The following is an 11994-nucleotide window of genomic DNA, read 5'->3' on the forward strand; positions in this document are numbered from 1 at the left end:
GTCCCCACTTTCTATACTGTTATTCTGTCTTTGATCTGTTCAAAAACTTTATCTTTAATTCCACTGACCTTCATAATATCTTCAATACAACTAAACGGTCCGTTTTGTTCACGATACGTTATGATGGCATCAGCTCTTGACTCTCCAATACCACTCAAACTGCAAAGTTCTTCTTTGGTGGCAGTGTTTATATTAACTAAAGAATTGCCACTATCAGCTTTATTGTCAGATTCATTCGATACGGTTTTATTAGTATCAACAGCCTCGCCTTCAGAAGTTACAACAAAATGATCACCTGAGTCTTCATTTGCAGAAGTACCTGTAGAATCAGCCTTGTCATCAGACTCTTTAAGCTGACGCGTTTCATCTACTGTTGGTATCTGAATCTTCATGCCATCAGAAACTGTCATTGCAAGATTAAGGTACTCTCTGTCAGCTTCATCACTGAATCCGCCTGCTGCCTCAACAGCATCTGCAATCCTTGAACCTGATGAAAGCTCGTATACACCGCTGTTATTAACAGCTCCGCATACATACACCACGACAACCGATTCGCAGATATCCACGTCTGTAGCACTAACGTCCTGACAGCTACTATCTGCCTGCGCCTCAGAATCTGTCACTGATGCAGGATCATCTTTGCTTCCAGCTTCAACATTACTGCCCTCAGCAGATGATTCCTTACTTTGTAAAACCTGATAATCATTTGATCTGCAACCGCAAACGAGCATGGTTACAACTAATAAGACCAGAAAAAATCCGGCTTTTGATCTAACTAACTGCATGTTCCTCCCTTAAGAGGATCCCGCCATGCATACATACTATATTTTATTTCAAAAACAAAGACCTTGCAAGTCCTTTTGAGCTTGCAAGGTCACTATTTATCGTAAAAATATTATCAATAAAGTATATGGTGCTTCTATTATTCCGTCATTCCTTCATCATAATACTCTTCTGCCTGAGTCCAGGTCACATCACAGGTAAAATCTATCGGAGCCTCTTCTACTATCTGTTCACTGCCTGATACCTGAGTTTTGACCCTGCTGGAAACATTTCTGAGTGTTTCATTAGGATCAGCACCTTCCCAGATCTCTTCGAATGAGATCTCAAGCTGCATCCAGAAATTAGAAGTTGCGATCATCTTCGGCATAGGAACAGATCCTTCGTAAGCTTCCATAAATCCGGTAAGTCCTGCTTCTTTATGCTGAACATTTCTATTAGCTGAAACCTTGCCTGTCATCTCATACAGGTTATCATCATATCTGCCGCACAGATATTCTGCTGCTTCATTAGCTTCCTTGAAATGCTCTGAGTAGCCATTAACTACTATACATCTAGTAACCGACATGGTCCTTGTTCCTATATCATCCATAAGAGCCGGCATAGGAACTACACCATATTCATATGGACACTCGCCATTTTGCTGGGCCTCAGCTATAGACTCAAGGGCATCTGTTGTTGCAAGTGTAAATACAATCTTTCCTCCGATGAAGTCCTGTATGATATTCTCATAAGTTGAAGAGTGTGAATCGATAGCAAAAAACTGATTGAGCTGCTGATACAGATCCATACATCTTATAGTATTCTCGTTATAAATATCTATCTGCTGAGAATCATCTCCGGCATCTCCACCAATATTTATATAATTTCCAACAAAGAAGTAATTATAAAAAATATCAGACACATCCCACTTAAACACGGCCTCAACTTCCTGAGGAGCATTATAAGTCTCAGCAAACTTGATGATATCTGTTATCGTATCCGGAAGCATCTCGCCAACACGCTGTGCAACCTGCTCATCAGAGATTTCTACAGAGCCTTCAAATGCAGCATTATCAGAAGCTTCCTGATCAGTCATATCATCAGTCTCTTCCATATTTTCCAAATAGTATTCGTTTTCAAGTGAGTCACGGGCTGCATTTTCAAGATAGGTCTTGTTGTACAAAAGAGTACTGGTCTCGAAATAATAAGGATAAGCAATATACTGGCCATTATAAGTTACACTTTTAAGCGCAGCCTGTGGATACTGACTTTCAGAAAGTGTCGAGCTTTCAACAGGAGTAGCAAGTCCTGCCAGATATGCTTTTTCTAATGAATCATTCGTAAGAATATACAGATCAGGATACATTTCTCCTGCTGCAGAAGCTGATGAAATATTCTCAAGATATTCAAGCGCTGATACCAGTGTTGGCTCAAGTCTTGTTTTTTTATGTGTGTCGTTATATGTTACCGCCAACTGAAGCAGGTAATCAGTAAGCGCATCATCATCATACCAGAGCCTTATAGTAGTCTTTTTGGTAGCAAAAAAGGAACTGTTTTCACCTGATAAAACGCTTCCTCCATGTTTTGCGCAGAACATGGAAATAAAAAGTACGCATACTGTCAGAATAACAGACAGAAATCTTTTTTTCTTATTCATCAAAAAAATCTCCCAATATTATCCAGGCACAGTATACGCACATTGAAGAATGATCAAACTTCCTGTAGACATGCATCAAGTATGTCTATCATCTGATCAACATTTTCTTTAGTGATAACAAGCGGTGGAACAAAGCGGATTATCTGAGCACCCGCGTTAATAAGGATAAGTCCCTTGTCCATAGCTTTTACAATAATATCAGCGACCGGCCTGTCAAAAACCAGTCCTTGCATAAGCCCGGCTCCGCGCCTGGTAGTTATAAAATCGTATTTATTTACAAGCTCATCAAGCCTTTTTTCAAGGTATGGAGCTACTGAATTCACATTGTCTATTATATTGTACTGCTCAAATAAATCAAGCACCTTGCTTATAGCAGCGCATGCAAGCGGGTTTCCGCCATATGTTGTGCCGTGATCTCCAGCCTTAAGTGAGTTCTGTCCCACTTTCTCGTTAAGAAGGAACGCTCCAACAGGTACGCCGCATCCAAGAGCCTTGGCACAGGTCATGATATCAGGCTTTATACCGTACTTCTGCCATGCGAACATGTATCCTGTTCTGCCCATTCCGCACTGTATCTCGTCAAGAATAAGGAGGATATCCTTTTCATCACATAAAGCGCGAACCTTTTTAAGGAAGTCTTCCTGAGCTGGGAATATTCCTCCCTCGCCCTGAACAGTCTCCATGATTATAGCACATGTTTTATCATTTACGTTTTCAAGAATGCTTTCAAAATCATTCATTTTGGCAAAACGGACATGGCCTATCATGGGTTCAAAAGCTTCACGATACTTTGGATTGCCAGTTACAGACAGAGCTCCAAAGGTTCTTCCGTGAAAAGAATGCTCCATTGCGATTATTTCATGATCATTTTTTCCATCTTTAAGAAAAGCATATTTTCTGGCAGCTTTCAACGCGCCTTCAACAGCCTCTGCTCCTGAATTGGTAAAAAAGACGCGGTCCATACCGCTGACTTTTTTGAGTTTTCTTGCAGCATCCACTGCAGGAACGTTGTAGTAATAATTGGATGTATGAATAACCTTGTCGATCTGGGCCTTAAGAGCATCATTGTATTCTTTATTGTTATAACCAAGGGCAAATACTGCGATACCTGACACGAAATCAAGATATTCTTTGCCATCAATATCATAAAGATGTACGCCATCACCGTGGTCAAGGACTACCTGATAGCGGTTATAGGTATGAAGAAGGTCTTTTTCAGCTTCTTCTATATATTCCTTCATTTTTTCAGACATACCATTCCTCCTGACACTAAAACCTGTCTAAATTATTTATCATCTGCTGTCATCACGGTGCAGACATTTACTTTCTTCTCACACTGCCTGTTCGTCAGTATCATTAAGGAACATGGTTCCGATACCTCTGTTAGTGAAGATCTCAAGAAGAAGGCAATGAGGAATCCTTCCGTCAAGGATATGCACTCTGTTAACGCCTTCTCTTACAGCTGATACGCAGTTTCCAAGCTTAGGAAGCATTCCGCCACCGATCTGGCCTGAAGAAATAAGTTCATCTGCTTCTGAGCATGTAAGGCGGCTTATAAGAGAATCCTTGTCATTTATATCCTTGTAAACGCCTTCAATATCAGTAAGGAAAGCAAGCTTCTCAGCACCTACTGCCTTAGCGATAGCACAAGCTGCATCATCAGCGTTAATGTTATAGGTGTCAAAATTATCATCAAGACCTATAGGAGCTACGATCGGAACATAGTCTCTGTCAAGAAGATCATAAAGAACTGATGGATCCACCTTATCTACATCGCCTACAAATCCGATATCCTGTCCATCTGAATATTTCTTCTGAACATGTAAAAGTCCTGAATCCTTGCCGCTAAGTCCTATAGCCTTAACTCCAAGCTCCTGAACCATCGTTACAAGCTGCTTGTTGACCTTTGAAAGAACCATTTCGGCAATCTCCATAGTCTCTTCATCAGTAACTCTAAGGCCATTAATAAACTGTGCTTCTTTGCCGACTTTATTTACCCAGCTGCTGATAGCCTTACCGCCGCCGTGTACGATGATAGGCTTAAATCCAACAAGTTTAAGAAGTGTAACGTCCTGGATAACGCTTCTTTGAAGCTCTTCGTTACTCATGGCACTTCCGCCGTACTTTACAACGATGATCTTACGGTTAAATTTCTGAATATAGGGAAGTGCCTCGATAAGCACTTCAGCTTTTTTCATAACATCCTGCATATCTTTATCCACTGCTTTAGTCTCCTTAGATATTTCTTTTTTGGGATCAATATCTTTTGCACCTTGATAACTATATATTTGGTATTTATAATCTTCAGCTTCTGTAATCCGCATTGATCTTGACATAGTCGTATGTCAGATCACATCCAAACGCGGTTGCCTCTTCGTTTCCTTCATGCATATCAGCAATTACCATGACTTCATCTTCTTTCATGATCTTGACTGCAAAGTCTTCATCAAAATCAAGAGGGTTACCATGGTCAAACACCTGAAGCTTACCTGCCTTACTTTCAAAAAAGAGTTCCACATCATTCTGGTCAAACTCTGCACCGGAATACCCCATTGCGCAAAGGAATCTTCCAAAATTAGCGTCGCATCCAAATATTGCAGCCTTGGAAAGGTTAGATCCAACAATAGCTCTTGCAAGAGTTCTTGCATCGTCCTTAGATTTAGCATTAACTATCTTAGCTTCAAAGAGCTTGCTTGCACCCTCTCCGTCTCCTGCCATTCTTCTTGCAAGGAATCTGCATACTGTAAAAAGAGCTTCATAAAACTTGTCATAATCTTCGCCTTTTTCAGTGATAACATCGTTACCTGCAAGGCCGTTAGCCATAAGAAGAAGTGTATCGTTAGTAGATGTATCACCATCAACTGTGATCATGTTGAAGGTGTCTTTAATTACCGCACTTAAAGCTTCCTGCATGAGCTTTTTGTCTATTGCAAGGTCTGTTGTTACAAAGCCAAGCATAGTGCACATGTTAGGATGGATCATTCCTGATCCCTTGCTCATACCGCCAACTGTAACAGTCTTACCTGATACTTCAAAAGTTACTGCATACTCTTTGTTGATTGTATCTGTCGTCATTATGGCTTGGGATGCCTTGGTTCCTGCTTCCTTATCATGGCTAAGTGTCTTACTCATCGCTTCAACACCTGCCACAAGCTTATCAACAGGAAGCTGCATTCCTATAACTCCTGTAGATGCTACTGCAACTGTGTTAAAAGGAACTGAAAGCTCTTTTTCCACAGCTTTAGCTGTAGCTTCGCAGGCATCAAAACCTTCCTTACCTGTGCAGGCATTAGCTATTCCTGAATTTACTACAACGGCCTGCATCTTATCGCCTGAATTTACGATCTTCTGATCCCACAGAACGCATGCAGCCTTAACCTGATTACTTGTAAATGTTCCTGCGCATTCGCATGGCACTTCAGAATAGACCATTGCCATGTCTGTTCTGCCCTGATATTTGATCCCTGCCGCACAGTCTGCTGCTTTAAAACCTATAGGCGATGTAACGCCGCCTTCTATGATCTTCATAATACTTTCCTCCAAGAGTTATATATTAAAAATAGTAATATTGTCAGGATCGATAACATGGTCATAATAGTTCATGTCATTTCTAAGAGTCCATCCCATCTTCTGCCAGAAGGCATTACCAGCTTCATTTGTGACAAAAGCATTTAAGGCAACCTTACAGATTTTTTCCTCTTTGAGCTGCTTTAAGCAAAAGTCCACCATGTGCTGGCCTATATGTCTTCTTCTATATTCTGATGAAACGCACACATGATACATGCATGCCCTTCTTCCGTCATGACCGCAAAGGATGGCGCCGACCACCTTGTCGTCTTCAATGGCTACGCAGCTTGTAGTAGGATTTCTTTTAAGAAACATTTCAACGCCTTCTTTAGAATCATCGATACTTCTTATTCCAAATCCCTTTATTGACATCCAAAGTGCATAAACCTGGTCATAATCTTCAATTGTCATTACGCGAACCATTACCATATCTCTCTTTCTTATCACGGGAAGCATGGTACAATATCAAGTCCCATACTTTCTTCAAATCCAAATAAAATATTCATATTCTGAACAGCCTGTCCTGCCGCGCCCTTAACAAGATTATCAAGCGCTCCCATCATGATTATGCGGCCTGTTCTTTCATCGATCTTAAAACCTATATCTACATAATTAGAAGTTTCAACCCATCTTGTTTCAGGATATACTCCGTCATCAAGGATTCTTATAAACTTCTCATTTCCATAATACTTTTCATATGCAGCGCGGATAGTTTCTTTTGTAGGAAGCTTACCGTCTATCTTATTAAGAGTTGCATATTCTGTAGCAAGAATGCCTCTGTTCATAGGGGCAAGGTGTGGTGTGAAGTTAATTAGAATCTCCTTGCCTGCTGCGTATCCAAGCTGCTCCTCAATCTCGGGAGTATGACGGTGATTAGCAACGCCGTAAGGTTTAGCACTTTCATTTACTTCGCAGTAAAGATTAGCCACTTTTGCTCCTCTTCCTGCACCTGAAACGCCGCTAAGAGCATCTACGATAAGAGTATCAGGATCGATAAGACCTTCTTTGACCAAAGGATATGCTGTAAGAATAGAGCAGGTTGTGTAGCATCCGGGATTAGCAACTATCCTTGCGCCCTTTATCTTATCTCTGTTGATCTCACAAAGGCCGTATACTGCTTCATCTATATACTGTGGAGCCTTGTGCTCTAACTTATACCACTGTTCATAAACGGATACATCTTTAAGTCTGAAATCTGCGGAAAGGTCAATGATCTTAACCTTATTAAGAATTTCTTCACTTACGAGTGATGCACAAAGACCCTGAGGAGTAGCTGTGAATATCACGTCAACCTCATCAGCGAGCTTGTCCATATCTTCGCCAAGACAATCTGCATCTACTAATTTGAATAAATTCTGATAAATGGATGCATATTTTTGATCTATATAACTTCTGGAGCCGTACCATACAACCTGTGCCTGCGGATGCATCTGCAGAAGTCGCACTATCTCAGCTCCGGCATAACCTGTTGCGCCAATAATTCCTACCTTTATCATTTAGGACCTCCAATTCAGCATTTTATAGAATATTTTTCATTGATCTGATTCAGCTAAAGCGTTTTGACGCTGACTGATCATGTATAAAACAGATTAATTTTACCCTAATAAATATGATGGAAATTTACTTTAACGCACTATTTTATTATAATGTATTTATCATTAAATTTCCCATTTACTTTTAGTTACATATTATTGATTTCTTTTTTGCATACTTGAAAAAAGATCTATGAATGCAGTAACTTGTGGTTTTAATTCAACTACATTGATTACTTTGTCAGCCTCCTGAATCATAAATCCTTGAAAAGTACTATAAAATAGCCTTTCTTTTATATATGTTTCAGGAAGTTATGCCTTAGTATACGACTGGCTGTATAATAATGCAAGTCTTTTTTAATATTTATACACTAATATTCAAATTAATTTTATATTTATACATTTTCTTCTTGCATTATACATTAAGTGGTAGTATAGTAACTCTTGTCACATATATAGTTCTATCGAGAAAACAGGTTTTATAATCTTTTTAATATGCTTTATAGATCCTGCATTCTTTATATCACTATTAAATATACATTTTGTAATAGTATTTTTATTCATGTATAAACGGAGGAAATATCTATGGCAGCTAAGAAAAAAGAAAAAGTAATACTTGCATACTCAGGCGGTCTTGACACTACAGCTATTATTCCATGGCTCAAGGAGACATACGGCTACGATGTTGTATGTGTATGCGCAGACTGTGGCCAGGGGAACGAGCTTGACGGTCTTGAAGAAAGAGCAAAAGCAAGTGGTGCTACTAAATTATATATAGAAGATATTACTGATGATTTCTGCGACAATTACGTAGTTCCCTGCGTTCAGGCCCATGCAGTATATGAGAACAAATATCTTCTTGGAACTTCCATGGCTCGTCCTGCTATCGCAAAGCGTCTTGTTGATATTGCAAGAAAAGAAGGTGCAACAGCTATCTGCCACGGTGCAACAGGAAAAGGTAACGATCAGATCCGTTTTGAGCTTGCATTCAAAGCCCTTGCTCCAGATATCCGCGTAATTGCTCCATGGCGTGATCCTAACTGGAAGCTTCAGTCACGTGAAGATGAAGAAGAATACTGCAAGAAGCACGGCATCAATCTTCCATTCTCTCACAGCAACAGCTACAGCCGTGACCGTAACCTCTGGCACCTTTCTCATGAAGGTCTTGAGCTTGAGGATCCTTCAAAAGAGCCTAATTACAAGCACATGCTGGTACTTGGCGTAACACCTCAGGAAGCTCCTGATAAGGAAACAGATGTTACAATGACTTTTGAAAAAGGTGTTCCAAAGACTGTTAACGGCAAGAAGATGAAGGTATCCGACATCATCCGCACCCTCAACGAACTTGGAGCAAAGAACGGCGTCGGCATCATAGATATCGTTGAAAACCGTGTTGTTGGTATGAAGAGCCGAGGCGTATATGAAACTCCCGGTGGAACAATCCTCTACGAAGCTCACCAGCAGCTTGAAGAGCTTATCCTCGATCGTGATACCTATGCGCTTAAGCAGGAAATGGGCAACAAGCTTGCTCAGATCGTATACGAAGGAAAATGGTTCACACCTCTTCGTGAAGCAGTTCAGGCTTTCATCGAGAGTACTCAGCAGTATGTAACAGGAGAAGTTCACTTCAAGCTTTATAAGGGCAACATCATTAAAGCAGGAACAACTTCACCATATTCACTTTATAATCAGGACATCGCTTCCTTCACAACAGGCGATATGTACGATCACACTGATGCAAGTGGATTCATCAATCTCTTCGGTCTTTCACTTAAGGTTCGAGCTCTTAAGATGCAGGAAGTTGATGAAAAAGCAAAGAAGTCCAAGAAAACAGCTACCAAGAAGAAATAATAATGAATGGCACCCGGCAGTTTCCAATAAATTTGCCAGGTGCCATTATTTTTTGTATATTCTATACATTGGATATAAACATTGCAGATGTTACAATTTGCTTTAGTATCCTGTGCACTGATGGGCAGATATTTATTTCAAATATCTTGAATGCAGGCACGATACGGGGGAGGAAACTATCTTACATGAGTTCTATAATTCTTATTGCATCTTATATAGCAATCGTTAATTTCGCCGGATTCGCCGCCATGGGCATAGACAAGCACAAGGCAAAGGCCGGCTCTTACAGAATACCTGAATCAACTCTTTTTATACTGGCTCTTATAGGAGGTAGTATAGGAAGCATAACAGGAATGTTCTTTTTCAGACATAAAACACGCCACTGGTACTTTCTGGTATTTATGCCTTTGATCCTTATACTTCAAATGGTAGCTATAGGTATGCTGTGCTATTATGTGGAGTTTAGCTTTATGTAATGCCAATGACTTATAAAACTAAAGTCATATGATGATTTAAACGGGGGATTATTCATGCATATAGCAGTTTGTGATGACAATATAGCCGATAGAAAGCAGATGCAGAGGCTTTTAGAGCGTGCATCTGATCAGAATAAAAAAGATGGTCTCGAAGGTTTTTTTATAGATCTTTATGGAAATATACCTTCTCTCATGCAGACTCCGCAAATGTACGATGGCATCTTTATAGATATGACCAATATCGAAGAAAGCGGTATGAGCGGAATCGAAGTTGCCAGAGAGCTCAGGCAGATCAACATTACAGGCAGAATAATTCTGTGCACTTCTTCAATTGATTACGAAGAGCTGGCTACTGATGAGGAAAAAGAGCTTTTTATCTTCATGCATAAACCCATTTTAAAGAATGAGCTTAGAAAAGTACTTGATATATGTGAAGATTGCAGATCTAAAAAGGAGCCTCTTATAGAGCTTCGCGATGACAACGGTACTTTATATGTTAATGGTAATGATATCCTTTACGCTCATTGCCAAAACGGCGGAGGAAGAATTGAGATAAAGCTTGTAGACGGCAGATCTATCACTATTTTATCTACCATCTATATGTTTTATGAAGACTTAGAGCCATTTTATTATCTGCTTCCGGCTTCAGAATCAACTATCATTAACATCCGCCATATACAAAAAACAAACGCCTTTAGTGTGATCATGGATGATGGCAGCAAATTCAGACTTTCAATGGAATTCAACAAGCACATCAAAGAGCAGTTACAGGCTGAACTTGAAAAAAACAGTCAAAAAACAGATTCATAAAAGGCGCACCGCCATATCAAAGTAAAAACAAAGCTCTCGCACCAAATGCGAGAGCTTTTATTATGATCTAATTTGCATTTTATCAGCAAAAACAGATTTCTTTGTTTATACGCAAAATACTCTATTAGTTTAATATGTAACTATGATACCACCATCATTAGCATACATAGAGCTTACGCCTCGTGTATCAACCACTATCGCGTCTTTAAACTTCTTCCTTGCAAGGATCATATCCTTTACAAGCATAGCTCTTTCATAGTTATTGCAGTGTGATACTGCAAGAGTTCTCTCTTCAGTATCATGACTTTCTTTTTCTATAAGATCGACCATCTTCACAAGGGCTTTGCGGATTCCAACGCCCTGGCCTCTCTGAACGATATTGCCTTCAACGCCTTCACATACAGGTTTTATGCTGAGTGTAGCTGCAACAAGAGCCTTCATTCCGGAAAGACGGCCATTTTTTCTAAGAGTTTCAAGATTATCAAGAACAAAGAAGGTTGTCATATCATCTCTGAATGCAGATACCTTCTCTACTATCTCATCAAATGGAAGTCCCTGTTCTTCGTATTCCATGATCTTTAATGCTACCAGACCAAGACCACAGCTTGCAGAGAGTGAATCTACTATAGCTATATCCTTTTCTCCGTACTCTTCTTCATAAAGGTCCTTACCAATAAGAGCACTGTTATAGCTTCCTGAAAGCTTGGACGAAAGAGTTACGCAGTATACATGATCAGCATCTGACTTGAATGCCTGCATGAAGCTATCCGGTGAAGGGCATGCTGATTTAGGACATTCTTCACTTTCTGCAACATGTTTAAGAAACTGTGCCTGATCAAATGTCTCGTCATCCATAATATGATAATCGCCTACTTCCAATGAAAGCGGAACGCTCTGAAATCTGGGATCACTATAAAATTCAACCGGCAAATCGCAGCAGCTGTCGTATACAATCTTAAAACTCATAATTCCTCCGAATAAAGCAATGTAGTTTCCATTACTACATAATACCACCTTGAAGCATGCACGTAAACTAGAAATATGGGGGGGACTTTGTGAAGGCTTTGCCTTTCAGGAGTGGGGGTGGTAATATCATAAGCCTCATGTGAAAATGTTACAGGTTTTTCTAAGGGGATTATACGCCTTCGTGGACACGCAGTACTTCGGCTCCTAATCCCCTAAGAAAAAACTGCAACATTTTCAAAATCGGCTTATGATATTACCACCCCCGCTCCTGAAATTGAAAGTTATCGTATATTTGGGCAGTTATTCGAAGCAGTGTTTAAAAAGATGGTTAAAAATGATATTATTGGTTGTGCGATTAATTTTTATAACTTTT

General features: G+C 39.9%; 11 protein-coding genes. 3 read left to right on the top strand and 8 right to left on the bottom strand.

Translation table 11 applies throughout. The features are described 5' to 3' along the window. Positions 1 to 11 precede the first annotated feature (11 nt). The 7 genes from WAA20_RS14640 to argC all read right to left on the bottom strand — a co-directional run bounded on the left by WAA20_RS14640 (position 12) and on the right by argC (position 7482). Positions 12 to 785, bottom strand: coding sequence for a helix-hairpin-helix domain-containing protein (locus WAA20_RS14640; RefSeq protein ID WP_081373848.1), 774 nt, complete (start codon positions 783 to 785; stop codon positions 12 to 14). A 137-nt stretch (positions 786 to 922) separates the two neighbouring features. Then, positions 923 to 2419: an extracellular solute-binding protein gene (locus WAA20_RS14645; RefSeq protein WP_073388158.1), complete on the bottom strand. Its 1497-nt coding sequence runs from the start codon at positions 2417 to 2419 to the stop codon at positions 923 to 925. A gap of 53 nt (positions 2420 to 2472) precedes the next feature. After that, entirely contained in the window at positions 2473 to 3672 is a 1200-nt protein-coding gene (locus WAA20_RS14650; protein WP_073388156.1) for an aspartate aminotransferase family protein, read from the bottom strand. Positions 3673 to 3750: 78 nt separating this feature from the next. Next, positions 3751 to 4629, bottom strand: a complete 879-nt coding sequence (argB, locus tag WAA20_RS14655) for an acetylglutamate kinase (protein WP_073388207.1) — start codon at positions 4627 to 4629, stop codon at positions 3751 to 3753. Between the two features lie 94 nt (positions 4630 to 4723). Then, a complete protein-coding gene (gene argJ, locus WAA20_RS14660; protein WP_073388154.1) occupies positions 4724 to 5947 on the bottom strand; it encodes a bifunctional ornithine acetyltransferase/N-acetylglutamate synthase in 1224 nt (407 codons plus the stop codon). A gap of 18 nt (positions 5948 to 5965) precedes the next feature. Further along, positions 5966 to 6409 carry an N-acetyltransferase gene (locus WAA20_RS14665; RefSeq protein ID WP_073388152.1) on the bottom strand — a complete coding sequence of 148 codons (444 nt, stop codon included), beginning with the start codon at positions 6407 to 6409 and terminating at the stop codon, positions 5966 to 5968. 20 nt (positions 6410 to 6429) lie between these two features. Further along, positions 6430 to 7482 (bottom strand): N-acetyl-gamma-glutamyl-phosphate reductase, encoded by a 1053-nt coding sequence (gene argC, locus WAA20_RS14670; protein WP_073388150.1) that lies wholly within the window; start codon positions 7480 to 7482, stop codon positions 6430 to 6432. Between the two features lie 621 nt (positions 7483 to 8103). Here argC and WAA20_RS14675 point away from each other — a divergent pair. The 3 genes from WAA20_RS14675 (at position 8104) to WAA20_RS14685 (ending at position 10655) form a co-directional block, all read left to right on the top strand. Next, the gene (locus WAA20_RS14675) at positions 8104 to 9369 is read left to right on the top strand and encodes an argininosuccinate synthase (protein ID WP_073388148.1); all 1266 of its coding nucleotides are present in this window, start codon (positions 8104 to 8106) and stop codon (positions 9367 to 9369) included. A gap of 185 nt (positions 9370 to 9554) precedes the next feature. Then, positions 9555 to 9845 carry a DUF1294 domain-containing protein gene (locus tag WAA20_RS14680; protein ID WP_073388146.1) on the top strand — a complete coding sequence of 97 codons (291 nt, stop codon included), beginning with the start codon at positions 9555 to 9557 and terminating at the stop codon, positions 9843 to 9845. Positions 9846 to 9899: 54 nt separating this feature from the next. Next, positions 9900 to 10655: a LytTR family transcriptional regulator DNA-binding domain-containing protein gene (locus WAA20_RS14685; RefSeq protein ID WP_073388144.1), complete on the top strand. Its 756-nt coding sequence runs from the start codon at positions 9900 to 9902 to the stop codon at positions 10653 to 10655. Positions 10656 to 10784: 129 nt separating this feature from the next. Here the strand turns inward: WAA20_RS14685 and WAA20_RS14690 are convergent, their stop codons facing one another. Next, on the bottom strand, positions 10785 to 11621 hold the full coding sequence (locus WAA20_RS14690) for a DegV family protein (RefSeq protein ID WP_073388142.1): 837 nt from the start codon (positions 11619 to 11621) through the stop codon (positions 10785 to 10787). Positions 11622 to 11994: the final 373 nt, after the last annotated feature.

It is taken from the genome of Butyrivibrio fibrisolvens (assembly GCF_037113525.1).
Taxonomy (GTDB): Bacteria; Bacillota; Clostridia; order Lachnospirales; family Lachnospiraceae; genus Butyrivibrio; species Butyrivibrio fibrisolvens.